Below are 26648 nucleotides of genomic sequence, written 5' to 3'. Positions count from 1 at the left end.
CCCCTCTCGAGAGGGGATCAAGGGGTGTGTTACGGTGAGCAATGCGGCATAGGATGAAATACTGCGAGATGCAGTTATTACTTCTATTTGGAAAATTCAGATAGGCACTTAATCTCTCGGATAGTGCAAATACCAAAATAAATTTTTAAATTGCACCATATTGGATATGGAAATGACAAAAGGAATTTAGCGCCCAAAATTGTTATTGAATATATAGTCATAAAGAAACATTGTATTTAATGAAACATAATACGCTATTTAAACAGCTTCCTGTATATATACTTATCTATCTATATGGATTAGTATCATGTACACACCGCCCGGACAGAAAAGAACAAATAGAAGCAGCAACAGCCGATACCCTGTATGAGTTGGATATAGCCGACACTGCGACAGTCGATACAGTATTCACCGATACGGTGGTATTACACAAGACATGGGCAGAAAAAGTCAAGATAAAAAAAGAATATCTGTACGATAACCATTCCTTAGGCGACACTTATCCATATAAAGACACAGTACGCATTTTTCAGTGGACAAAAATTAAAGAACATTTGGCCAGAATAGATTCTTTGCAATCACATCCGCAACGGTGGGGAGTATTGCAAAACTACAAAAACCGGAACGGAGAAGCCCCGTTGGTAAAAAATTTTCACCGGAATGCCTACCACCGTATTTCCGATTCGTTGGAAGTAGAACGTTACCAGTCGGTTCCCCTATATTCAGACAGAGATTCCCTGGCTCCTGAACTTTACGGTAGAGACGGTTCATTAGTAAAAGTCATAGATACCGATTCCGCATTTGTCAGGATTACCGGAGTCAGTTTCGATGGCAATTGGTCTGTTCCGGTACGTTATGTAAAGCACATTGCCGATACCGTAGTATTTTATAAAACAGTTTTTGTCGATGTTACCAATCAGAATATAACCACCCTTGAAAAGAAAGACTCCGTATGGCTTGTGCGGAGCATGAACCCCGCAACAACTGGGATGCACAAACCTCCGTATATGCAGGAAACTCCGCTCGGACTTTTCGTCATACAAGAACACAAACCCAAGATGATATATTTACAGGATGGCAAGCCCAAACACGGAGGCTTTGCCCCATACGCCAGCCGGTTTACCAATGGCGGATATATCCATGGTGTTCCGGTCAATGTACCCCATACCGAAATGATAGAATACAGTCCCTCATTGGGGACAACACCCCGTTCCCATATGTGCGTACGCAATGCAACCTCCCATGCCCGGTTTATATACGAGTGGGCATCGCCTTTAGAATCTCTGGTTTTCGTTATCGATTAAAGAGTGGCTTCTATTCCGTTGTGATGACACCGCTTCCCAGGCATAAACGCTGTTCCCGGTCATAAATGACGGCAAACTGTCCGGGGGCGATACCCTGTATCGGAGATTCAGAATGTAAAGAATAAGCCCCTGTAAGTTCATGGCGAGATAAAGTACCCAGGCAAAATTCAGGAGTATGCCGGTTTTTAAACGCGACTTCGACCGGATAATCATGTTCATTCCAAGGAGTTCCCGAGATGAAGTGCATCCCGTCGAGTGGAAGCACTCTGCCATATTGCTTCTCTATTTCATATCCGTTCGATACATAAATGATATTTTCATCCGTGTTCTTACCGGTCACATACCAGGGACCGCCGCTCAAGCCCAAGCCTTTTCTCTGTCCGATGGTATGGAACCAGAACCCGTTATGTTCCCCGATTTTCCGACCGGTTTCCAGCTCGATGATAGGCCCTTTCTTTTCCCCTAAATAACGTTTGATAAAATCATTATAATTTATTTTTCCCAGAAAACATATCCCTTGGCTATCCCTGCGTCGGGCGTTAGGCAGTTTGGCCTCTATGGCAATTTGTCGTACCTCGCTTTTTTGCAAGTCACCGATAGGAAAGAGCAGCTTAGACACCTGCAAGGCATTTATCTGTCCCAGAAAATAAGTCTGGTCCTTCTGTTTATCAGCTGCCGTAGACAAATATATGCGATTATCAGGCCCTATTGTGGTATTGGCATAATGCCCCGTAGCAATTTTGTCAAAGTCCTTACCCCAATATTTTTCAAAAAAACCGAATTTAATCAATTTATTGCACATCATATCCGGATTTGGCGTCAGGCCTCTTTTGACAGAATCGATAGTATATTCTATCACATGCTCCCAATATTCCTTATGCAGCGATACCTCCTCGAATCGGCAGCCGTATTTATGAGCCAGCCAAGTTACTATCTCGATATCTTCCTCAAACGAGCAGTCACCACCGTCTCCTTCCATGCCGATACGTATATAAAATAATGTCGGGTCTTCACCTCTCTCTTTCAATCTGTGTACGACAACGGCACTGTCTACACCACCCGAAACCAAAGCTGCTATATTCATTTCTCTATTTTTTATTGGGCTTCAAATCTACAATAAAAATTACAAAAACTCTAAAAGCCTGTCTAAATTTTACTCGGGTCAGTTTTGATAATTTCTGAAAATTAATTAGTTATAATGAAAACTTCCCCTTTCGAGAGGGGAGGTTAAAAAGTTATCTTCTTCTTGTTAATGCAGTGTTTGAGTAGTAATATCTCCCCTCTTGAGAGGGGATTAAGGGGTGTGTTACGATGAGTTGCGCGGCATAGGCAGAAACGTGCAGGAAGTTGTGTTTGGTGTTGAGAGGAGTTATCCGTCGATTATCAGTAAGAATTTTTGATTTCAGGAAGCTGAGCTTGAGCGTCACACACCCCCGCCATTAATGAAAGGGGAGATTTAGATACTGTTTTTTATTTGATAATGAGTAGTTTATGGTATTCAAATTCCCCTCTTGAGAGTGGACCAAGGGGTGTGTTACGATGAGCCGTGCGGCATGGGCAGAAACGTTGCAGGAAGTTGTGTTTGGTGTTGAGAGGAGTTATCCGTCGATTATCAGTGAGAATTTTTGATTTTAGGAAGCTATGCACAGGCGTCACACACCTCCGCCACTAATGAAAGGGGAGATTTAGATACTGTTTTTATTTGATAATGAGTGGTTTAGTGTATTCAGTTTCCCCTCTTGAGAGGGGACCAAGGGGTGTGTTACGATGAGCAGCACGGCATAGGCAGAAACGTTGTAGGAAGTTGTGTTTGGTGTTGAGAGGAGTTATCCGTCAATCATTAGTGAGAATTTTTGATTTCAGGAAGCTGAGCTTGAGCGTCACATACACACGCCACTAATGAGAGGGGAGATTTAGATACTGTTTTTTATTTGATAATGAGTAGTTTATAGTATTCAAATTCCCCTCTTGAGAGGGGATAAAGGGGTGTGTTATGATGAGCCGTGCGGTATGGGCTGAGATATTGAAAAGAGCAGTTGAGGGCAGAGGCATTTATTACGCTTTAGGAGATTACAACATACCCCGGGCATAAAAGATAAAATACATACCATTGACCAACACACCCCTTTTAGATACAATAACCCTCACTGTACTTAAATACAACTACCTAAAAATCGTAGAATGTAAATAAATAAAATATCTGTTCGGCACAGTCTTTAAGGCCATTAGTGCCCTACCTGTCGTTGCTGTTCGGCATTATAACGGTCTCCGACAACTGGGATAGAAGCAACGGCATTTTCCAGTTCTTTCCATTCTTCGGGTAGAAGAGCAAATCCTTGGGTACGCAGGTTTTCTTCCAGATGTGACAATTTTGTCGTTCCCGGAATCGGTACAATCCACGGAGCTTTCTGAAGCAACCAGCCGAGAGCTACCTGAGCCGAGGTCATACCCCGCGTATGACCGAAAGTTTGTAATACATTTACGATACGAGTATTCATACGCATCGCTTCCGGTTGGAAACGCGGCAAGGTTTGACGGTTATCGTTGTTTGAGTCGAAAATCGTATATTCGTTAATGCAACCGCCCAGAAAACCCCGGTTGATTGGGCTGTACGGAACAAATCCTATGCCCAGTTCTTGGCAAGTACCCCGTTCTCTTCCACGAGGCGGTGCATCAGGTGGTATTCGCTCTGGATGGCAGTGAGCGGACATACGGCATGAGCCTTACGGATGGTTTCGGCACTGACCTCGCACATGCCCCAGTGTTGTACCTTGCCCTCTTTCATCAAGTCAGCGATGGTCGACGCCACTTCTTCAGCCGGTGTATTAGGGTCGGCACGGTGCTGGTAGAACATCGGTAACGAGTCCAGTTTGAGCCGACGGAGCGAGTCCTCGCAGTAACGGCGGATAGTTACCGGACGGCTATCTTGGCGGCCGGTACCCTTTCCTCCGATGACCTCGTGTCCGAATTTAGTCGTTACATTTATCCGGTTTTTGAACTCTGACAATGCTTCTCCAGCCAGTTCTTCGTTGTTCAGCGGTCCGTAAATGATGGCCGTATCGAAAAGCGTTATTCCGCGGTCTACTGCTTCATGCAGAAGGCGGATACATTGCTTTTTGTCCGGGTGCTGGCTGCGGTTATAAGTCATACCCATCATACCGAACCCGAGAGTCGATACCTCGAAAGCTGCCTTGCCGGTACCCAGTATACGATGTTCCGTAATATGGGCGGTATCGTCGTGCCTTTTTGTTATTTTCTTCGGTTTGTTGTTTTGGGCTGCAAACATTTTGTCCAATCCTGAAGGCATAGCCAATGCTGCACCTGTTAATGCTGCCGATTTGAGAAATCCGCGACGGCTGATTCCTGTTCCATTTTCTTTTTTCATCATGCTCTTATTTTTTCAATTACATTTCGTGCAACTATTTTTTACTTCATCAATCGGAACAAGTTTCACTGTTTCCGGATTGATAAGGTAATTTTTTGATTATTCTTGCCGGGTTACCCGCAACGACAGTCATGGGAGGTACATCCTTTGTCACCACGCTGTTGGCTCCGATGATGGCCCCATATCCGATTTTGACACCGGGAAGAATCGTAGCATTGATACCGATCCAGACTTTGTCTTCGATAACAATGGGACGGCCGTAAGTAGCACTGCGGTTTTCCGGGTCGGGATCATGGTTAATGGTGATGATGTTTACTTTCGGACCGACCAGAACATTTTCACCGAGTGTGATGCCACCACGCCCGAAAAATGTGCAACACTGTTGTATAAAACAACCTTTGCCTATTTTGATGTGCTTGCCATAGTCTACGTAGAATGGAGGCAGTAAAGTAACCGATTCATCCACTTTTTGCCCGATAATCTCTCCCAATATTCGGCGGACTTCAGTCGGCGTGTGGTAACCGTCATTGAGTTCGGCCGCTGTTTTCATCGTCTTCCAGATACTGTTTATCAACTCATCGTATCCTGTATCTGACGGTGAAACCATCTCACCCTTCAGGTCTCTTTCAAAAATATTATTCATAGTAATTCCCTTTAATGCTGTGATACAAAGGTATAAATAGAGCCTTTCGACCACTTTGTTATGAAGCTCAATTTTGTTTGCTCTGGAGTTCATTTGACCGGACATAGCGGAGATTGCTGCATTTTTTTGTATATTGGGGGGAGGAGGAAAAGAGCAGTCGCTTGAAGCCCGTATCGGGACAGGGGAAAACATTCGTTTTTTTATTTCGACAAATAGTCTGAATTGCGCAAGACGTTTTTATTTTATCTCCCTTTTTCGGAGAGGAAGGTTGCTCTTTTCGTCTCCGAGAGGGGGGGGGAAGTTGGGATACAGTTCTTCATTGGAGGACAAGGAGATTAGGAGTAGCGGTATCCTCTCTGGAAAGGAGATAAAAAATAAGATACGTATCATTGATAACACATACCCCTCCGAAACATAATAACTCCACCTTGGCTAAGCACTACAAATCGCATGTGACGGGCTCTGGATATTTGTTGGTACAGGCCCCTCCCTTTTTATCCCTGAAATCTATATTATTGTGAGGGAGCGACTCCGTAAGCCTCTTTATATACTTTAGAGAAGTGCGAAAGATTTTTGAATCCCACATCGAAACAAGCCTCCGTCACTTTTTTCTTACCCGACTTTATCAGGTCGTGTGCAGCTTCGAGGCGACGTTTGATAATCCATTTCTGCGGTGTCAAGTTACTTACTTTGGCGAAATCCCGTTTGAAGGTGGCCAGGCTACGCCCCGTATAACTTGCAATTTCGTCCATTGATAAGTCGCACATATAGTTTTCGTTCAGATAATCGAGAATATCGATTTTCCATGGTTCCACAAAATCGAACAGCGAAGCATAGAGAGCCTTGTCTGTATGGAGCAGTACATAGATGCCCTCAATCATTTTCAGCCTCAGTACCTCTTCCGAAGGCTTTTTCCCGGCATCGAAATAAGGAATGACCGACTCGAACAATGACCGTATGTCAGGTCTGTTGTCCGGTAGTATACGCAGGCTTGCCCTCTCACGTTTGGAATTGGTCGGGAGTTCCTGTCGGTTGAGAGTCTGATAAAATTCTTTCAAGAAGGCTTTCGAAAATTTCAGTACGACAGAACGATACGGCCTACCGTCCTCTACTTTTTTCTGTAGCCACATCCGGTTATCCCGTCGCATAAAGGCACAATCTCCCGGTTTCAAGACAGTTTTCTTTCCGCGCTCTTCAATTTCTAGTTTCCCGGAACACAAATAGATAAGCGTATGTTCCCGGTTCTCGTGAGCACATCCCCGGTCATCCGTAAAATAACTCGCGATAAATACATTTGAGCAATCGAAGACATCTAATTGTTCCATATTATCAGGCTTTTATTTTTACAAACATAGCAGGTTTTTTCTACAAAATGTTTGTTGTAAAGCTCAATTTTTATGCCGGAAACGAAAACTTTCGTAAGACCGGTACATGATGATAAACGCTACTGGATATCTGGAAAATAAAAATCGGACGGGCTGTTCCAAACAAAAAAGCCGCTGCACAGTTACTTGCAGCGGCTTTTTTGTTTTCTTGTCCCTCAGACAATTATTTGATAATCGTCATTTCATCTATCAAGTGGCGGGCACCGGCATACTTATCGATGATAAAGAGAATATAACGTATATCTACACTGATAGTACGTTGCAAGTCTTTTTCAAAGACAATATCACCGCTCATGGCCTCCCAATTGCCGTCAAAAGCCGCACCTATCAGTTCTCCGTTGGCATTGATGACCGGGCTGCCCGAGTTGCCGCCCGTAATATCGTTATTCGAAAGGAAGCAGGTAGGCACCTCCCCGTTTTTCATTGCATATTCACCGAAATCCTTCTTCTCGTAAAGCTCTTTCAGTTTAGCCGGTACGACGAACTCCCAGTTATCGGGATCTTCCTTTTCCATAACACCTTTCAAAGTCGTGAAATAATTATATTCCACACCGTCGGCAGGAGAGTAGGGCAATACCTGCCCGTATGTCATACGTATCGTAAAATTGGCATCCGGATAAGTCGGCTGTCCCTTTTGCATTTCGAGCAGACCTTTGATATAAGTTTCATTAGCCAAAGTGAAATCTTGGTTATAAGACTTCCTGTCTTTCAGCAGTTCCCTTTGTTTTTTACTTACAGAAGAGGCAAAACGGATCATCAAGTCATTATCAATAGCTTTGACCGATGGTTTTTTGACAAACTTTTCAAAGTTGGCATCACTTCCGTAGATAGATTTGGCAAAAGCATCGTCAACAAATTTGTCTACATTCCCCTTATATTTCTTTTCTATCAGTTCGAATATATCAGGACGGTCCTCCGGTTTTACCTCTTTCATATAAGCTTTAAGCATGGCTTTCGATACACGATTGTCGACTGTCCGGTTATAATCCTGGTTGGCAAACGTCTTGTAAGCCTTCTGCAACTGTTCCAGCTCCTGTTTTACAATATCCTGATTTTTTTGTTCCAAGGCCTCCTTGAGCTTGCCCAAAGAAGTCGGTACTCGCGAAAATTCCACACCCCGCAGCAAACCTTCACTGAGAAGATAATATTGAGACAAGATACCATTTTGAGCTTCTACGGCATTCTTTATCTTTTCCAAAGCCTCGACATATTCCGGATGATTGTTTTTTTCAGCCCAAGCTCTGAAATCGGCCTCTCTCTTTTCTTTCTGTCCGATGACATCCAACTTGTCGATACCCCGGTTCATGCCGATAGCATTTTTCCAGTAGTTGCTTGAGCTGGCATATTTGCTGGCATACTGTATCTGTACCTTAGGGTCGGCCAGCATTTCGGCCAGCAATACCTCCTGCCTTACACCCCTCATTTTTATGCGGATGGCATTCTCGATGTCACGGCGTTGCTTTACCTCCCAAGAAGTATAATAACGGTTGGTCGTTCCGGGGAAGCCCATAATCATGGCATAGTCGCCCTTGTCGATACCCTTCAGCGAGATATTGAAGTAACGCTTGGGCTTCAACGGTATATTCTCTGGAGAATATTTGGCCGGATTACCGTTTTTATCGGTGTATACTCTGAATAGCGAGAAGTCTCCGGTATGGCGGGGCCACATCCAGTTATCGGTATCAGCACCGAATTTTCCGATAGACGAAGGAGGAGCACCTACCATACGAACATCATCATATACATTCATGGTGAACATGAAGTACCGGTTACCTCCATAAAACGGTTTTATCGAAACCTCTACCCAAGGATGTTCCTCAAGATACTCTTGTCCTATTTTCTTTTTGGCGAGGCTGTCCAGTACACTCGCTTTAAATGCTTTCATCGCATCCTTTTCCACATCATCGGAAAGTTCGGCTTTCACAAAATCAGTAACTTCTTCTATCTTGTCGATAAAGCGTACCTGCAATCCCGGAGTAGGAAGCTCCTCATCGCGGTTCATGGCCCAGAAACCATCCTGCAAATAATTGTGCTCTACGGTGCTATGCTGCTGTATCGAGCTGTATCCGCAATGGTGGTTAGTAAGCAGGAGCCCCTCCGGAGAAATAATCTCACCGGTACACCCTCCGCCGAAAATAACGACCGCATCTTTCAAGGATGTTGTATCCGGACTGTAGATGTCGTCTACATCAAGTTTCAATCCCAACTCTTTCAAAGTTTCAGTGTTCTGCTGTTTCAAGAAAGGCAACAGCCACATTCCTTCATCAGCCTTTGCCGGAGCGAAAACAATAGCCAAAGCTAAACTCGCAATCCATTTCTTTTGTTTCATAAGCTATTTGGTTTAAGTTGTTTATAATATTCCATTGTTCTATTTAGAGTGAAAATTCCAAGCAAAACCCAACCTCACAATACGGGAATCTCTGGTTTTGACATTTTTCTGATACAGGTCAGGAGTATCTATGACAATCGTTTCCCGAGCCGAGTTGAGCCAGTCGGTAACGGATAGGCTTACCTCTCCCCGGCGGGCGAATACCTGTTGGGTGATACCCGTATCTATGCGGTAGTGCGATTTGATACAACCCTGTACAGTCATAATGTCGGAGTACCATAATCCGGTGCATTGCAGAAGCGTATTGGGAGACAATTTTATATCGGCAGTACCACGTACACTCTGAGCCCAATCCTTTTTTATCCCGCCCCGTTTGTCCGCCTGTATTTCGTCATGATACACATTCCCCGCTATATTCAAGTTGAGCCATGACAGAGGAGATATACGTAGCGAAAGGTCGAGCCCGGTCGTATTCGTATCGAATATATTTACAATACCTATCGTTTTGGAGTCGGCATTCTCCTGTATGATTTCGGCGATGCCATTGTCCCGGTGACGGTAGTAAAGTGAAGGTACAATACTGATAATCGGATGCCTGAACTCATACGAAAGAGATAAATTATCGATAAATTCAGGTTTTACATCAGGATTTCCGACCACATTATATGTCTCATCCTCAGCCGAAGGAATAGGAGTAGGATTCAGTTGGGAAAACACAGGCCTGTTGACACGTCTTCCGTAGTCGATAGAGACGCTGTTGCTGCCGTTGATGCGATAAGAAAGAGACGCAAATGGCAACAGATACCAGTCAGTCCGGGACTTGTTTTCCGCCTCTGATAGCGACAGATGACGATGATAATACTCTCCTCGTAGGCCTGCACGTGCTTCCCAGTCAGCGCGGTTTATTTCATATTGCGCATATAGAGACTGTATATTTTGGCAAAAATCCGTGTTGTAAGCCAATATGGAGGGGCGGGGGAGGCGATTGTCCTTGTTATATTCATTATCAGCACTCTGCCAGCGGCCGTTATATCCGGCTTTCAGTACCTGCCCGTCTGCCAACCGTTGCAGGTAAGACAAGTTGGCATCATATTCATCGACCGATTGGTCTATGATATGAGTGAACATCAAAGCATGGGGGTTAGTAGAAATTCGGGTATTCTGATTGTCCTCCCGATATACTGATTTACGGTACGTACCCTCAATTCTGATTCGTCCTTTTAGAGAAAAAGTATGCTCGTAGAATAAAGATCCGCTACCGTCCTTTTGAGACTGTTCGTTATCCCGTCTTACTTGAGCTTTCGGATTGATGATATTCCCTATACGGTCAAAGTTCAGATAGAAATACGAAGCCTCGCCACCCAGGCGGTTTGCAGAATTGATGCTGTAATTTACACCGATATGGCCCGTTACAGTTTGAGGTCTGGCCTTGGCCGTATTATCCAGCAACAAATTACCGTCCCTGTCATACCTTTTAAAAGCCCGTTGGCGCATTTCTTTCTTGTAAGCCGCATTAACGTTCACCGATACCTTGCCGAGAGAAGCCCCCCACGTACCACCGGCACTGTACCGGTCGTTATTGGCAACATCGGCATGCACTGAACCCGACATTTTGCCATTATAACTTTGTTTGAGTATAATGTCTATGATACCCGCACTTCCGTCAGAGAGCCGGGTCGCATCCGGAATATAATTTACCTCTATCCTTTCTATGGCTGAAGCCGGATATTGTATGAGCACCTCGCTCCGGTAGTCGCCCAGCAAAGCAGTCGGTTTACCGTTGATGAGAATCGTCATTTTGTCTGAGCCCCGTAACCGTACATTACCCTCAAGGTCAGTTTCGAAAGAAGGAATCAGCTCAAGGATATTATTGAGCACACTCTGGTTGGGAGCAATGAGTACGTCAGACGGGATGATGCACTTTGTCCCTGTACCTTTTCCGGTAACCTCTATTTCCCGGATATTCTTTTGTATATATATAGAATCGTTGGCATATAACTCAGCAGAGAAAAACAATACCGTAATAAAAAAAGCTGATAAGAGTTTTCGAGCCATTCAAAAATTATCTTTTGATTTCAAAACGTGCAAAGATAGGAAGAAAAAATGAAAGTATAGGCAAGTAAGCGCAAAGAGCCGGTTTAAATTTTGCTTAGGTCTGTTTAGAAATTTCTTTAGAGGCAGTTTCTTGTTTTATCTCCCTTCTGGGAGAGGACACCGAAATTACATTTTCTCCTTTGCAGAGAGGATTAAAAGATATGTTACAGTGAGATATGTGGCTTAAACAAGTGTGGGCGAGATGCTGCCAAGTAATCCTGACATATTATTGCTTTTATCGGAGAGTTTAAATAACCTCCAAGGAATATATCCGTTACTATGACTTGGACGGAAATAAATCAGAGGAAAGAGGTTCCGGCATTCTCATTGAGAACCTGACAACAGATGCTTTGTTGAGAAAGACAGGACTGGGACTGTATGCGAAATAAGAAACAAATACTTGATTATTATATGTTTGGTTTTACTTTTTTAAAGAAAAGTTTTCAAATAATTTTCGATCATTCTAAAATAAATAGTTCTGAGTTCAAAAACATTTCATTTTGCTTTGCAAGAATACAAAATCAGCGTATTTTTGAGAAAGCAATATGGTTTGATAATGGAAACAGATATTTGGCAGGAAATAGAACAACTATACCGAAAGTTTCAAAAATTGGGTATTAGTGAAGCGGTAGACTATGAAAAGTATTACCTCTATTCGCTCATTACCCACTCCACAGCTATCGAAGGTTCTACACTTACCGAAATAGATAACCAATTGCTGTTTGATGAAGGAGTGACTGCCAAAGGAAAACCGTTAGTTCATCATCTGATGAATGAAGATTTGAAAAAGGCATACGAACTTGCCAAGAAAGATGCACAACACAATGTATCGGTCACTCCGGTATTTTTGCAAGGTTTGAATGCAACCTTAATGTGTACCACGGGAAATGTGCATAGTGTAATGGCTGGTTCCTTCGATTCTTCCAGGGGAGAATATCGTTTGTGCGGTGTTACGGCCGGTATCGGTGGACGTTCCTATATAAGTTATCAGAAAGTGCCCGCCAAAGTAGAAGAACTGTGTACCATTTTGCAGGGCCAACAAAAGTTGGCAGTAACATTTCGGGAACAGTACGAATTAAGCTTCAATGCACACCTCAATTTGGTAACTATCCATCCGTGGGTGGATGGTAATGGCAGGACAGCCCGTTTGTTGATGAATTATATCCAGTTCTGCTATCATCTTTTTCCTGCGAAAATATTCAAGGAAGACCGGGAAGAGTATATCCTTTCCTTACGGCAGTCTCAGGAAGAAGAAACCAATCGGCCATTCTTGGACTTCATGGCAAAACAACTGAAAAAATCGCTTGCTTTGGAAATAGAGCGATTCGAGGCTTCTCAGAAAAAAGGACTCAACTTTATGTTTTAAAGATAAAAAGATTGTGATATGAGTAAGGCCGAATATCATTATGCCTATGATGAGAACGAGAGAATTATAGATATTCTTAATGTAACTTCTTAATATATAATTAAAGATAGTTTCTTGTTTTATCTCCCTTCTGGGAGAGGACACCGAAATTACATTTTCTCCTTTGCAGAGAGGATTAAAAGATATGTTACAGTGAGATATGTGGCTTAAACAAGTGTGGGCGAGATGCTACCAAGTAATTCTGACATATTATTGCTTTTATCGGAAAATTTGAGCAGGCTCTAATGGGATGTGGATAGTGAAATTATCATTACAAAGTTTCCTAAATTGGAAACTATTGGTTGTTTTTGTATTGAAGGAGGTCTTTATGGATATTGAAATTAATAAAATAGGCACATTGATTCGGAAATCAAGAGTGCGTAGAGGGTTGATTCAGGAAGAACTTGTTCAAAATTAGTAATAGCTGATTTCCCTTTGTGCCGATGCCGTAGGGATACTGTCGGTATCGATACTTTTAAATATCCAGTTGTTATGCTTGTCGTAACGGTATTTCATTACAGTCGTTTGCGTAGAACCTCCAGGCAGTATCTGGGTTTCCTTCACCGGATTTTCCCACGCATCATATTCCGTACGGGTAAAGACAGTATACCCCGGATAATATTCCCTCATTTCGGATGAGAGTATACTTCCGTCCGGACGATAAGTAATACGGTATCTTTTGTTTATTTCACCGGTAGGCCCTGCCTGGTCATATCCCATAGGTTGGCCGTTCGGGTAATACTGGAACCGTACGAACGATTTCAGACGATTGCGCCCGTCATAGAATATTTTTACCGAATCTTGTCCCTGACAATTATAGAAAAGCTTTTCCTTTTCCACCGGTATACTGAAAGAGTTGTTCTTGACGATATCCGAAACTTCGCCCTTTGCATTATAACTGTAATATATTTGCTCTTTAGGGTAAAATGCTCCCCGATATACGACAGCCGATGTCTTTTGTCCGGCTTTATTATAATAATAAACCACTCGTGTAACCAGATTGCCATACATATCCAAGTAATCGGTTTCGGCCAATCGATGGCTGGGCGAAAATTGGAAAGTGACCGAACCGATGAGGGTGCTGTCCCGACTGTACATTTTTTTCCCGATTCGTTGGCCGTCACGTCCATATTTTACGACTGTAATATAACTCTCTTGTGCCGATGCATCACGCTTTTGAGGAGCGGAAAATAAGAAAGTGGTATGTACGGCAGCCACAGGACCGTATAACCCCGATGCCGATTCGGTAGCCGGTTCCGTATCTGTATCCGCTATGGGATTCTGTCCCGTACATGGTAAGGCAAACAGGAGCAATAAAGGTAAATATTTCATATCAATTGAGATTCCGTTTACATACCAACAAACGTTCGGTCATGAATGTTTACAGGAAACAAAAGATAATTGAAAAAATGTACCACTAAAATACCGCTTAGAAAGGATAACCTACGGCAAAATGGAACGTCGCGTCACGGCTGAAACGGGGCTTGATGAGCACCCATTGTTTGCTGTCAGGCATGCCCGGGTCGAAAGCCTTCATACCCAAGTCGAAACGGAGCAGGAAGTAATTGAAGTCAAATCGTATCCCCAAGCCGTATGCCAGGGCTATTTCTTTGTAAAACGAGTTTATCTTGAACTGGCCTCCCGGCTGGCTCTCGTAGTTTTTTATCGTCCATATATTTCCGGCATCGATAAAAGCTGCCATTTCGAGTTTCCAGATAAGCTTGCTTCGATATTCGGCATTGAGGTCGAGCCGTATATCACCACATTGGTTCATAAAATCGATGGTCTGGTTTATCCCTTTATAGCGGCCTGGGCCGAGAGTCCGCACCGACCATCCTCTCACGCTGTTGGCCCCACCGGAAAAATAACGTTTCTCGAAAGGCAGTATTTCGGAGTTTCCATACGGTATCTCTATACCTGCACCGGCATGCAGCGCCAGAGAATTACGCTCATTGAACACAAATGTATAAGCATAGTCCATATCGAATTTGGCATACTGGGCATAACGGATACCCAGTATCGAATACTCTCCGTACTCACCCTGTTTCATTTTAGTAAGTTTGGATATACCATAGAGCACATTACCGGCAATCTCCCCAGCAACGCGCAACGTATAAATGTTGTGGTTGCTCTTTACGACAGGATTCAGGTTGGAACGGTAAAATACATATGACGAGCGCATGATAAAGTGGTTCTCATAGCTGTTTCTCAACAGAGGATTATCCGATGGCAGATTATTCAAAAAATCGTTCGATGTCTTAGGCAGGTATATATAACTGATATCTACCAAATCGAGGTGATGCCGGTAAATGTTTTGGTGAGTGTACCACTTGTAGTTCCATCCGCCACCAGCGATGACCCGGGTATATTCCGGCCGACGCTGATAATTGATATTTACGGCGAATTCTGTCGTAGCACGTAACCTCTTACGTACCGACGACTGGATAAATGGAAACAGGAATTCAGGCAAAGTGATACCCATTTCGCCACCGAGTTCGGTATAGTTGTCATTGATGATTCCGCTCAGGTTGCCCGACATACTCTCGTATGCCGCCCTGAATTTGGTCGTGAGAGTCTGCGCCCCTCTGAAGATGTTGCGGTGCTGGTGAGTAAGCCCCAAAGCAAAACCCAAGTCACCCGCGGAGTTTGTTCCCTCCACATCGACCGATATAGTTTGTCCTTTACCTTCGGTCAGCAGTATATAGCAGTTGAGCATGTCCTGCTCTCCAATCTTCACCGGAACAAATCGGATATTTACATATTTCAATATCTTTAGCCGTCCGAAGGCCGCATAAGTACGGTCTACATCCCGGTTGTTGAAGAGAGCCCCCGGTTGTAAAAAACAGTTATTGATGAGAACCTCTTTTTTCAAATACTGTTTGTCCCCGTACAATATATAATAACCCTTGTATTCCACCGTATCCTTTACATTGAAACGTTTGTCCTGTTCCAGACTCATCGGGTTATAGTTCGTTACGAAATAGACATCATTGATAAGGTATATATCGTGTTTGCGGTAAATCAGTTCATTATTTTTATTTTCTACCGGTATCGGCATCAAGTTCAATTCCAGTTCCACGCCGTTGTTCCTTAAAGAAGTATCGGCCGTGTAAGTAATGTATTCTTTATTGAACGCATAGTAACCGTTGTTTCTCAGCAGATTGGAAATGCGTTGCCGTTCCTCCTCCAGGACGTTTCGGTCGAATAGTATGCCCGGTTTCAATAACAAAGAAGCCGTATCTTTCATGATGATTTTTTCGATATCGGCATTCGGTATGTTATAAGACATGCTTTCAATGTGATAAGGCTTATTGGTCGTTACTTTATAACGCACCTTCATTTTCTTTTTATGAGCGATAGTATCCACATTTACTACGGCATTGATATATCCTTTGTTGTTCAGGGCCTTCCTTATTTCATTTTGGGATTTTATCGTCAGAGTACTGTCGTAGATAACGGGTGGAGTACCTATTTTCCGTAACCAGCGGTTGAACCATTTGCTTGTATCCTGGCCTGACAAGTTATAAAAAAACAACGGGAGTCCTATGATACCGAAAGTCTTATGGTTGGGCTCCTGTTTTATATAAGGCTTGAGTTCTCCGGCTTTGACAGCACTGTTGTCCGTCGTCACGCTTACCCGGTTTAGCAAATATTGATTGGGACCCACATGACGGGTCGTGCTGCATGAAGCCAATACAGTAACAACGAGACATATTAGTATATAATTATATTTTTTCCCAGATAATCTCATACCCGAGCACCATCATGTGCCGTAACTTTTTATTCTGACATGCAAACGTACTCAATTAATAGCTGATTTACAAGAATGCGGATGAAGAACGTCGTTAATTTTTGTATTTTATATTTTTATCGGTGTGACACAACCGATTGAGGAATAAACTTTTAGCGGTTTATTCGAGAGACAACAGTGATAATTTATCAATTATTTGAATTTCAGTTATTTACGGCACTATATTGTCAAATAACTCTTTCATTTGCAAACATATTATGCCCTCCGAAAGTCCGAATTATCAGCAACAGTTTTACAGAATAAAAGAAAATCATTCGTCCCCTTTGCGGATTATGTCATCGGTAGCGTTAATTGTTTCTGATACACCCGATTTCTCCCCGTCGGTATATTGGGGTTACATCCGGTTTGCCGTCCCTTGTCCATTCCACAAGATGAGAGCCATTGGGCTTTATGTCCCAATATGCCATAATCCAGTTTTAATCAGAACAATACATTCCATAGCAACTATCATGATGAAGAAACCCCATACCACAAGCAAGCGACGTCCCCAATTCCTTTTGTTTTTGTATCGTAATCTTATCGACTCTTTGCGCTTTGGATTATATCTGATGCGACAAAATATAAATGGAATGATAAGAAGAAAAACAGTTCCTGCTATTTGTATTACAGCAGGTATTTTCAATCTGTTTATAACAGATGATAAGGGAAGAAAAAAAGTGCAATACCAGCACATGGCAATCAGCATGTTCCCATCACCCGGACTTTTCTCTTGCCGGTAAAACCGCTCTCCGATATACCATACATAATCAATTAGGAATACATTAAGTCTGAGTTTCATGCCGTTTTTAAGGTATTGTGCCCGTACATTTTAATAGGATGATGTCCGGTAGCTAACCGGACTTTTTCGGGGAGGTCTGACTACTTCTTCTGCTTGTCGCTGAATCCCCGAAAGGTGGTAGAGGTTCTCCAACCATAGCATTTCACTAAAATAGGGAAGTCTTGCAGCTTCCCTTGTGATTATTGTTTTTCAGAAACAATATGTAGATACATGGATAACTAAATGATTGCAGTGCAGACAATCTTTACCATATCTTCCAATTTGTGCGATACGGTTTCCATATCTTGGTTCTGGTTGGTAAAAACTTGAATAACCCATACTGGAGCCTTTTTAGACATCCTCGGATTCTGTTGTTATTGGATAGATGATTTAAGACTGCCTTCTGAATGTGATTTTTTCATAACTGCTACTATCTTTATATTCCAGAATCATATGATCATCATCTGTCAGGGTAATGGTATAGACGCTCAATTCTCCGCTGTCCGAGTCGATTTCCGTATACTTACCCGTAGTTTCATCGTACGTATATGTACCATTTTCCGGTGATTTCCCCATATCTATCCAGTTCGAGTCATAAAAATGATATACCCCGTTATCATAGAATATATAAGTCATTTTTTGCTCGGCTATCTCGTCATCCCATTTATCTGTGACTATACCGTTTTCTTTTATATACCCTTCATCCCTGATAGCCAGCCATTCACCTATTATAGATTTTTCTACTTTTATTTTGGGAGTATAGGTAACCTGGGATATAGTGTTCCCTTCCGAGTCTAAAATCATGGCGGTAAGTTTATCCCCTTTCTTTTCAGGAACCCATTGTACGTTGACTCTGCCCTGAGTATCTGAGAGAGCATATTGGCGAGTTATGCTACCACCGCTCTGTACAAATTTTACTACGGCAGCCCAGCAAGCATCCTCCTGTCCCAGTTTCTCATCTGTGACTTTAAATGCGACAACCAGAGGATTCGTTTTCAAATCTTTCAGGTTATATTCCGCATCATCCGAAGGTGAAGTTTTCACGATTTTACAAGGAGACTTTACCAGAGTGGTTTCACCTATGGATTTTGTAGGTAAATATTTATCCCATGTCAACCCGGCAAATCCCAAGGAAAGGCCCATATTCAAGTTCAGACCCGAATAGAGCCTGTTTGTCCACCCGCAAGTACTCTCCGTACCGAATAGCTCCTGAGAAAATCCCCCTTTAAAATCATCCGCAAGATAAAAGCAAGGGTCTATAATCGGACCGACGAAATCATACAATTTCACTTTTATATGAGGGTATACCGAAGTGTAGATTGAATATTCCGCATTTCCGCTTATCGTAGGCTTATAAACCTCGAAATTCGGGTCGAACGTGTGTATCGGTGTAAAGTTAGAATCACCCGTTCTGTATCGCATGCCCACGGATACCTGTGGTTCGAATCGGAAACCGGCCGTCATTTCAACTTTGGCGCTGGCTTCCATAAGACATTCCATCATAATATCCGACTCCAAAGTTATAGAAAAAGGTATAGGAGTCATCGGAGGAGTAAAAAAGAAAACCCTTTTAGGCAATGGTAGCAGTTTGATAGGATCTTCATCATACTTTATTCCTGTTTCAGCGATATATTTCAATAACAAATCCATACCCATGGACCCGTCAAATGTTATTTCAAATTCTTCCATTGCACCTTTGGGAGCATCGGCACCCGGCACATCACCTGTCACTGTACTGTTGAATTTTATGTACACGTTGACTCCCAGTCCGCTGCTGACCAGGCATTTCTCCCATTGGAGGCCTTTCCACAAAGTCTTTCCTGCAAAAGATTGGCTGTAATTGAAAAATGGAATATTTATTGAGCTCTTTGTCGCAGCATTGTTTACATCGTAGATGACCTGATAGCTCCCGTCCGGATTTTGTTGTATGATTTTAGATGGGCGTAACACATCCTTCCGGTTCGGTATTGCCGTTAAGAGTCTTCCATTGGTCAGACTTGATTGGGTTGACGGGTCAGTCGATAATTTGAGACTCTGGTCTATGAATACATCGGTCATATTGCCCTGTGAGGTTTGCAACGTTGCAGTATTTCCATTGACAGTGTGCCCCTGAATTTTTCGGATAAAACAGCCGGTATCATTTTGCAGTACGATGACCGATTTGTTGTCGGTAAAAGAAGGCATTTTCCCATCAAAGTCCAGTACCACTTTTCCGCCTTTTAGGTCCAGATGGGTGATGGTCGTCGTTGACCAGTCCACAGGGACGTAATCGGTTATTCCCCATTGTTCTATCGTCAGTGTATCGGCCGTTTGCCCATCAATGCTTTTGATTACGATTTGCGTGCTGCGGCTGTCATACGAATCATTACGGGCGATACTCAACGTTAAGATTTGTTGTTCATCGGAAGCTTTGCCCGACAAAGGCGAGACATCTATCCAGTCTGAACTGTTGCTGACTTCCCAGTCTATATTTGCAGACAATGCGATTTCCTCTGTCGATTCTAAGTACAATACGCTTAGTCTCTCTTGAGACAATGTTATAGATTTATCTTGTGGAAGGCCGTTATCATTGTTGTCATCATCACAACCGACCGAAAATATTAAAATAAAACAAATAAAAAAAGAATAAATATTTTTCATGCCTCATTACCTTTAATAACGCCTGCAAATATACATATTTGTCGTACAAAAATTTCACTATATCTATAATATAAATATATAAAATTTGTCCGGTTCCGGCCTGAATTTTGTCCAATTTAAGACAAAGATTATTTATTTTAGCTCTACAATTACCCTCAATGCATATTTTGTTTTCTGAAGGCGGATAGGAGGGGGATAATATCTTCGTTACGAGTTGGACGAAAATAATGGTTCTTCGAAAAAAGTCATGTATTGTCGGATGACTTTTGATAGACGTAAAAGTGCCCCAAAGGTCTGCTTTTCATTTTTTAATCTATACTTTAAGAAATATTATTTGGAAAAACGTAGAGGCTGATTAAATTATTCTTAAGGCAGCTTTTAGAATATCTTTTAAGGATATTTTCTGTTTGCATGAAGATGTGATAACAAGCTATTTGACAAAAGCCTTTCCATATGTATACTCCCTGTCTCGGAAGAAAAAGAAACCGCAATCCCCATCTTCGGAGAGGGGGCAGGGATATGTTACGTTTGTGTACAGCTGCTTAACGCCAATAATACTTTTCCTATCTGGAGATGAGGATAATTTCATACCTTTTATTCCTAAACGGAAAGGAAACAATAAGGGAGCTATCCAAAAAGTCGAATAGCCCCCTTTTCTGTTACTGTTTGAGAAAGTTCTTTTACAAAATTAATTGATTTTTGGGGAGGTAACGGATTCCCTTTTATTTTTTGTATTGCCGGATGACCCTTCTATCTTGAATTTATAAGATTATTGTCAATTCAATGGAATAAGTTCTGTTATGGGTAACGGATTGTTATTTTCCTGCCATGTCATTTCCCCGGTATCGATTTTTATTGTACATATTATTTGTTTTCCATCTGAATAACGTGTTCCGCTTATGATTGTTTCTCCTTTAGGAATATTACTACACTGGTCGATTACCAAAAAACTTCCGGTTGGAGTCAGATCGAATTTGTTTTATCTGTTGTCAAAATCATTCCTTTTAAAGATTTGTATCATCGACATATTTAGGCGATGTACCATATTTATTTTCAAACTGTTCACTATCGAGACAGTACAACACTAACAATAAAATCTGATAGATGCCTATTACAATAGCAAATATACCATATTTTAGAACGAGAGTGATTATAAGTTGGTCTGTATATTCATTGCTTCCAATTCGTTTTCTTTCAAATAATTCTTTGCGATAGAAACATCTATTTTCACAATCTTTCCGTGAGGAGCCTTTTCCCACGTGGTTAGCCCCATGTGTTCACGCTCCGCATTAGCCCTATCTACAATTAACTCAGCGGCAGTATGTCCGTGAACAGCGTAGTGCATCTTGTTCTGTACTTTTTTGAAAAATGTACGAGTTGTAGGTGCATTAAGGTTATAGTCAATACTTGTTATATATATGTCAGTGAGTTTCTGATAGAATTGACGTTCGCTCAACCGAATTTCCCTGATTTCGGCAAGCAAATGTTCGAAATAGTTTTCTCCAATGAAAGAGCCGTTTTCCATTCGTTTCTTATCTATGACATATCCACGAATAGCGAATTGGCGAAGTACGTAAGTACACCATTGCCTGAATTGGGTTGCACGGACAGAATTGACGCGATAACCCACGGAGATTATGGCATCGAGATTGTAAAACTCGACTTCTTCTTTTGATTCTCCGCGAAACCCTCTGTTCACGACTGTTTCCATTTTGGAAATAGTCATTGTTTTATCAAGTTCCCCACTTTCAAAGATATTTTTCAAGTGCTTGCTGATTGCAGGAACTCCTACATCAAACAATGTTGCCATTGCTTTCTGTGTCGCCCATATGGTTTCATTCTTATACACAACTTGTATGCCATCCTCTTTTCCTTCAATAATAAAGGTCAGAAATTCAGCTGTGCTATTTCTTATTTCAAATTGCTTCGCCATTTATAATCATATTATTCCGCTATTCCCAATTCTTTCAGATACATCTCAATCTCTTTATCCAGTTTGTTATGTTGGCTCTCGGTTTCTTGATTCTACCATAACCGCCTTAATGTCTATCGATTCTTCTTTCTCAAACGTCTCAATATAGCGAAGGACATTCAAATTATAGTTATTGTCTGCGATTTTTTGCAGCGTGGTAAAGTGACTGAATTTTTCTATTTTCTCGTGGTCACGGTAAGTTTCGACAATCTTCTGTCTGGTGGTGATTCTGTGTCTTTGTTTTCCAAGCTCCTTGCAGGTATCAATGAATGAGATATTGTTATCTTCCTTTTGTGGCTCTTCTTCAATGCAAGAATGCAGGAGGGCTATCCAAAAAGTCGAATAGCCCCCTTTTCTATTACTGTTTGAGAAAACCTTTTTATTCGTCAAGTAAGATTTCCAATATCTGGCATGCCGATTTGGCAACCGATGTTCCCGGACCGAAAATAGCAGCCACTCCAGCCTTATATAAGAAATCATAATCCTGGGCCGGAATCACACCGCCGGCAATGACGATAATATCCTCACGCCCGAGTTTCTTCAACTCTTCGAAGACCTGAGGTATCAGAGTCTTGTGTCCGGCAGCCAAGGATGAAACACCCATGACATGAACGTCGTTTTCGACAGCCTGACGGGCAGCTTCAGCCGGCGTCTGGAACAAAGGTCCCATATCGACGTCAAAACCGCAATCGGCATAGCCCGTTGCAACCACTTTTGCACCGCGGTCGTGTCCGTCCTGACCCATTTTAGCAATCATGATACGGGGTTGACGACCCTCTTTTTTCGCAAACTTTTCGGCCAGTTCGGTAGCACGTATAAAGTCCGCATCTCGTTTAGTTTCTGATGAATACACGCCTGATATAGTTCTAATGATAGCTTTATAACGGCCTACGACAACTTCGCAAGCTTCAGAAATTTCACCCAGTGTAGCCCGTACTTTGGCTGCTTTCACCGCCAAGTCGAGCAAGTTGCCTTTTTTCGTTTTCACGCATTCGGTGATAGCTGCCAGAGCCTCTTTTACAGCCGCTTCATCCCGATGGGCCTTGAGGTCGTTCAAGCGGGCGATTTGCTGTTTACGCACCGATGTATTATCTACCTCAAGAATATCTATCGGGTCTTCATGTGCAAGACGATATTTGTTTACACCCACGATAGTCTGTTTTCCCGAGTCGATACGGGCTTGTGTACGGGCTGCCGCCTCTTCGATACGGAGCTTGGGCAGTCCGGTTTCGATAGCTTTGGCCATACCGCCTAACTTCTCTATTTCCTGTATATGCTCCCAAGCTTTGTGAGCCAGCTCGTTGGTCAGTGACTCTACGTAGTAGGAACCTGCCCACGGGTCTACCTCTTTGGTGACATACGTCTCTTCCTGAATGTAAATCTGAGTATTACGGGCAATACGGGCCGAGAAGTCCGTAGGCAATGCGATAGCCTCGTCGAGAGCATTCGTATGCAATGATTGTGTATGTCCCTGAGCAGCGCCCATGGCTTCTATACAAGTACGACCCACATTATTGAAGGGGTCTTGTTCGGTAAGTGACCACCCCGAAGTCTGGGAGTGCGTGCGCAGAGCCAGAGATTTCGGATTTTTCGGATTGAATTGTTTTACGATTTTTGCCCATAACATACGAGCAGCACGCATCTTGGCAATCTCCATGAAATAGTTCATGCCGATAGCCCAGAAGAACGACAGCCGCGGAGCGAAAGCATCGATGTCCATACCCGCATTCACTCCTGCACGGAGATATTCCAACCCGTCGGCCAATGTATAGGCCAGCTCGATATCGGCGGTAGCTCCGGCCTCCTGCATATGGTAACCCGATATGGATATAGAGTTGAATTTGGGCATGAACTGGGAAGTGAATTCGAAGATATCCGCAATGATACGCATCGAGAATTCAGGCGGATATATATAAGTATTGCGCACCATGAATTCCTTTAGAATGTCATTCTGGATAGTCCCGGCCATCTCTTCCAGTTTGGCCCCCTGCTCCAGGCCGGCATTGATATAAAAGGCCATGATAGGCAATACGGCACCGTTCATGGTCATGGAGACAGACATCTTGTTCAAAGGTATACCCTCGAACAGTACTTTCATATCCTCAAGGCTGCATATAGATACACCCGCCTTACCTACATCTCCTACAACACGTTCATGGTCGGCATCATATCCGCGGTGAGTAGCCAGGTCGAAAGCGACAGACAGACCCTTTTGCCCCGAAGCCAGGTTACGACGATAGAAAGCATTCGATTCTTCAGCTGTGGAGAATCCCGCATATTGGCGTATCGTCCACGGTCTCATGGCATACATTCCGCTGTACGGGCCACGAAGGAACGGGGGGATACCGGCTACATAGTTGAGGTGCTCCATTCCCTCCAGGTCTTCTTTGGTATAAATCGGTTTTACGGGAATCAGTTCAGGAGTCATCCATGTCTCTTGACTCTGGCATGATGCTTCGGTGCAACCTTTGGCAGCGAAAGCATCAGAAGTAATATTTATATTTTTAAAATTTGGTCTCATAACTTCGTGCTTTTCTTTTTAAATAGATAACTTGGCATTAAATGCTTGTAATGTTTCCAATACGTTGCTGCGGACGTTGATAAACTGGTCGATACCCTGAGCCTTCAATTCGTCCATGCATTCAGGAGCACCCGCAACCACTAAGATAGCTTTGTCCCCGAGAGCCTTTTTAGCTTCAGGAGCCAGCGTTGCGTATTCGTCATCGCTTGAGCACAATACTACAATATCGGCTTTTGCTTCAAGAGCTGCATCTACACCGGCTTGTACCGTATCGAAGCCTAAGTTATCGATGATTTTATATCCCGCACAAGCAAAGAAGTTACTTGAGAATTGAGAACGGGCCAGACGCATAGCCAGATTGCCGATAGTCAGCATAAATACGTTGGGACGTTTGCCCGAACGCTCTGTTGCCAGACGTAATGCCTCGAAATCACTGGCACCCCGGTCAAATTTCAGGGTTGCAAATTCCGGTTCACATGTATGATTGTGGTTGCACCCGCATCCGCAAGAATCCTGTTTCTCGATTTTTCCGGCAGCAGTCTCGTTGAAATTCGGATATTGGTTCGAACCCAATAATATCTCTTTTCTGCGAGCTATGGCAGCATGGCGGGCTACGGAAGAAGCATTTATCTGGTCTTGTATATAGCCGTCTTTTACTGCTTGGTAGAATCCGCCTTTATCCTCCGTTTCAAGGAACAGTTTCCAAGCCTGTTCTGCAATGGAGATAGTCAGGTTCTCAACATAATAAGAGCCTGCGCCCGGGTCTACGATTTTGTCGAAATGGGACTCTTCTTTCAATAAGAGTTGTTGGTTGCGTGCGATACGCTCAGAGAAGTCGTCCGGTGTCTTGTACGTGATATCGAACGGAGTTACCGTAATCGAATCCACGCCCGACAGTGCAGCCGACATCGTTTCGGTCTGCGAACGTAAAAGATTGACATGAGCATCATACACCGTCATGTTGAATTCCGACGTTTGCGCATGAGTTTTCATTTTGGTAGAGCAGTTGCATTCCGGTTTGTAAGCCGTCACAATCTGGGCCCACAACATACGGGCAGCCCTGAATTTCGCAATTTCCATAAAATAATTCGAGGAAATACCGAAATTGAATTTGATTTGCTTGGCTGCTTCATCCACACTCAATCCTGCTTCGGTCAAGGCTGACAACCACTCATTACCCCAGGCCAGCGCATATCCCAGCTCTTGGGAAATATATGACCCGGCGTTGTTGAACATGACAGCATCTACCGAAACGACTCTGAATTTAGGTAACAACTCCGATGCCGATTTGATAAGCGATGCGGCTTGTGTCGCATAGTTGGCAAAGTCGCGTCCCCGTTTCAACATCCGCTTGAAGGGGTCATAGTTAAACGAACCTTTAGCCTTAGTCGTATCTACATGTATAGATTTGTAATAAGCCCCTGTGGTTTCGATAAGCTTGGCTGCATTTTTTATACAAGTATGGAAGTTGATTTCGATATTTTCCACATCGATATCTTTCAACAAGGCAGCCATATTTTCAGGAGTGATATGAGTCTCTTCGACGTGGAATCCCAGAGAGTTGACACCCTTTGTCAGAATATCGTTTGCCTTTTTGTTAGCAACCGTTACGTCGTCTACGATGATTTCCTGGCGGATGAGCCAGTTATTATCGCTTTTCGTCCCTCGGATATAAGGATATTCGCCCGGACGGGAATCGGTGGTTTTCAGATTTTCCGTATCTTCGGCACGATACATCGGTTTTACATTGAAGCCCTCATTCGTGCGCCACACGAGCTTTTTGTTGAAGTCTGCGCCTTTCAGGTCTGCTGTCACTTTTTCCATCCATTCTTCCGTAGAAACCGGAGGAAACTGGTCGAACAGCTTTTCTTTACAATCTGCCATAGTGTTTTCGTTCTCTTTTTTATTAGTGATTTAAAGTACAACATATCTCCCGTTCTTACGAAAGGAGGTCCTATTCAACCCTTCGCAATTCCATAGATAAACGAAAGATAAACACAAATGTACAATAATACTTTTCAATAAAGAAAATTTTCCATAATAAAAACATCCCTTTCTGCTGGTTTCTCTAATTAATTTTAACGAATGATGTAGATTTTAGACCCATCTTCTTATGTAAAATTTTATGTACAAAAGATTGCTGATAACCTTTTTCTTTTCTCCGGTATAATAAATTGTTACATAAAATATAGTATATATTTCAAAATGACATCTTTTTGGCGAAAATATTTTCATATTTCTTTTATTATTATATACAACAAAACAAAAAGTTATATATATTAATTATACTATTTCATATTGATTATTTTTGCTGTGTATTTATAGCAAAAAGATTTATTATTTAGATATATGTCGACATTATGTTATAAGTATGTTTCTTGATGCTGGTAACTTAAACTTGG

14 protein-coding genes and 2 pseudogenes are annotated in these 26648 nt (G+C 42.7%); 2 read left to right on the top strand and 14 right to left on the bottom strand.

Annotation, left to right across the window (positions count from 1 at the left end):
* The first annotated feature begins 239 nt into the window (after positions 1-239).
* Complete coding sequence (locus BN2628_RS04115) at positions 240-1304, top strand: L,D-transpeptidase (protein WP_055096119.1); 1065 nt, start codon at positions 240-242, stop codon at positions 1302-1304.
* A 10-nt stretch (positions 1305-1314) separates the two neighbouring features.
* Here the strand turns inward: BN2628_RS04115 and mnmA are convergent, their stop codons facing one another.
* The 6 genes and pseudogenes from mnmA to BN2628_RS04085 all read right to left on the bottom strand — a co-directional run bounded on the left by mnmA (position 1315) and on the right by BN2628_RS04085 (position 11101).
* A complete protein-coding gene (gene mnmA / locus BN2628_RS04110; RefSeq protein WP_055096117.1) occupies positions 1315-2388 on the bottom strand; it encodes a tRNA 2-thiouridine(34) synthase MnmA in 1074 nt (357 codons plus the stop codon).
* Positions 2389-3529: 1141 nt separating this feature from the next.
* Positions 3530-4689 (bottom strand): annotated as a pseudogene (locus tag BN2628_RS04105) (aldo/keto reductase).
* 49 nt (positions 4690-4738) lie between these two features.
* Entirely contained in the window at positions 4739-5332 is a 594-nt protein-coding gene (locus tag BN2628_RS04100; RefSeq protein ID WP_055096309.1) for a sugar O-acetyltransferase, read from the bottom strand.
* A gap of 512 nt (positions 5333-5844) precedes the next feature.
* On the bottom strand, positions 5845-6657 hold the full coding sequence (locus BN2628_RS04095; RefSeq protein ID WP_055096116.1) for a helix-turn-helix transcriptional regulator: 813 nt from the start codon (positions 6655-6657) through the stop codon (positions 5845-5847).
* Between the two features lie 223 nt (positions 6658-6880).
* Entirely contained in the window at positions 6881-9046 is a 2166-nt protein-coding gene (locus tag BN2628_RS04090; protein WP_055096114.1) for a S46 family peptidase, read from the bottom strand.
* A gap of 39 nt (positions 9047-9085) precedes the next feature.
* On the bottom strand, positions 9086-11101 hold the full coding sequence (locus BN2628_RS04085; RefSeq protein WP_055096112.1) for a TonB-dependent receptor domain-containing protein: 2016 nt from the start codon (positions 11099-11101) through the stop codon (positions 9086-9088).
* A 595-nt stretch (positions 11102-11696) separates the two neighbouring features.
* Here BN2628_RS04085 and BN2628_RS04080 point away from each other — a divergent pair.
* Positions 11697-12506 (top strand): Fic family protein, encoded by an 810-nt coding sequence (locus BN2628_RS04080; protein WP_055096110.1) that lies wholly within the window; start codon positions 11697-11699, stop codon positions 12504-12506.
* A gap of 453 nt (positions 12507-12959) precedes the next feature.
* On the opposite strand, the gene BN2628_RS04075 is transcribed toward BN2628_RS04080, so the two are convergent.
* The 8 genes and pseudogenes from BN2628_RS04075 to mutA all read right to left on the bottom strand — a co-directional run bounded on the left by BN2628_RS04075 (position 12960) and on the right by mutA (position 26130).
* Positions 12960-13877 (bottom strand): hypothetical protein, encoded by a 918-nt coding sequence (locus BN2628_RS04075; protein WP_055096108.1) that lies wholly within the window; start codon positions 13875-13877, stop codon positions 12960-12962.
* 97 nt (positions 13878-13974) lie between these two features.
* Positions 13975-16296, bottom strand: coding sequence for a translocation and assembly module lipoprotein TamL (locus tag BN2628_RS04070; RefSeq protein ID WP_055096106.1), 2322 nt, complete (start codon positions 16294-16296; stop codon positions 13975-13977).
* A 448-nt stretch (positions 16297-16744) separates the two neighbouring features.
* Complete coding sequence (locus tag BN2628_RS17200; RefSeq protein ID WP_154668394.1) at positions 16745-17134, bottom strand: hypothetical protein; 390 nt, start codon at positions 17132-17134, stop codon at positions 16745-16747.
* 369 nt (positions 17135-17503) lie between these two features.
* On the bottom strand, positions 17504-19753 hold the full coding sequence (locus tag BN2628_RS04060) for a BACON domain-containing protein (protein WP_055096102.1): 2250 nt from the start codon (positions 19751-19753) through the stop codon (positions 17504-17506).
* A gap of 1156 nt (positions 19754-20909) precedes the next feature.
* Positions 20910-21686 (bottom strand): annotated as a pseudogene (rhuM, locus tag BN2628_RS04055) (RhuM family protein); the annotation flags it as partial.
* A 66-nt stretch (positions 21687-21752) separates the two neighbouring features.
* Positions 21753-22115, bottom strand: a complete 363-nt coding sequence (locus tag BN2628_RS04050) for an N-6 DNA methylase (protein WP_055096100.1) — start codon at positions 22113-22115, stop codon at positions 21753-21755.
* The gene (scpA, locus tag BN2628_RS04045) at positions 22105-24246 is read right to left on the bottom strand and encodes a methylmalonyl-CoA mutase (protein WP_021930743.1); all 2142 of its coding nucleotides are present in this window, start codon (positions 24244-24246) and stop codon (positions 22105-22107) included. Before scpA ends, BN2628_RS04050 begins: the two co-directional genes overlap by 11 nt.
* Before the next feature lie 18 nt (positions 24247-24264).
* The gene (mutA, locus tag BN2628_RS04040) at positions 24265-26130 is read right to left on the bottom strand and encodes a methylmalonyl-CoA mutase small subunit (RefSeq protein ID WP_055096098.1); all 1866 of its coding nucleotides are present in this window, start codon (positions 26128-26130) and stop codon (positions 24265-24267) included.
* Positions 26131-26648 lie beyond the last annotated feature (518 nt).

It is taken from the genome of Gabonia massiliensis, assembly GCF_001403595.1.
Classification (GTDB): Bacteria; Bacteroidota; Bacteroidia; order Bacteroidales; family Coprobacteraceae; genus Coprobacter; species Coprobacter secundus.
Note: the sequence above shows the minus strand (reverse complement) of the source record. Positions and strands in the feature narration are given on the sequence as shown.

Bases quoted from the DNA above. Each gene is read 5' to 3' on its own strand.
- BN2628_RS04115 (WP_055096119.1), top strand. From the start codon at position 240: ATGAAACATAATACGCTATTTAAACAGCTTCCTGTATATATACTTATC.
- mnmA (WP_055096117.1), bottom strand. From the start codon at position 2,388: ATGAATATAGCAGCTTTGGTTTCGGGTGGTGTAGACAGTGCCGTTGTC.
- BN2628_RS04100 (WP_055096309.1), bottom strand. From the start codon at position 5,332: ATGAATAATATTTTTGAAAGAGACCTGAAGGGTGAGATGGTTTCACCG.
- BN2628_RS04095 (WP_055096116.1), bottom strand. From the start codon at position 6,657: ATGGAACAATTAGATGTCTTCGATTGCTCAAATGTATTTATCGCGAGT.
- BN2628_RS04090 (WP_055096114.1), bottom strand. From the start codon at position 9,046: ATGAAACAAAAGAAATGGATTGCGAGTTTAGCTTTGGCTATTGTTTTC.
- BN2628_RS04085 (WP_055096112.1), bottom strand. From the start codon at position 11,101: ATGGCTCGAAAACTCTTATCAGCTTTTTTTATTACGGTATTGTTTTTC.
- BN2628_RS04080 (WP_055096110.1), top strand. From the start codon at position 11,697: ATGGAAACAGATATTTGGCAGGAAATAGAACAACTATACCGAAAGTTT.
- BN2628_RS04075 (WP_055096108.1), bottom strand. From the start codon at position 13,877: ATGAAATATTTACCTTTATTGCTCCTGTTTGCCTTACCATGTACGGGA.
- BN2628_RS04070 (WP_055096106.1), bottom strand. From the start codon at position 16,296: ATGAGATTATCTGGGAAAAAATATAATTATATACTAATATGTCTCGTT.
- BN2628_RS17200 (WP_154668394.1), bottom strand. From the start codon at position 17,134: ATGAAACTCAGACTTAATGTATTCCTAATTGATTATGTATGGTATATC.
- BN2628_RS04060 (WP_055096102.1), bottom strand. From the start codon at position 19,753: ATGAAAAATATTTATTCTTTTTTTATTTGTTTTATTTTAATATTTTCG.
- scpA (WP_021930743.1), bottom strand. From the start codon at position 24,246: ATGAGACCAAATTTTAAAAATATAAATATTACTTCTGATGCTTTCGCT.
- mutA (WP_055096098.1), bottom strand. From the start codon at position 26,130: ATGGCAGATTGTAAAGAAAAGCTGTTCGACCAGTTTCCTCCGGTTTCT.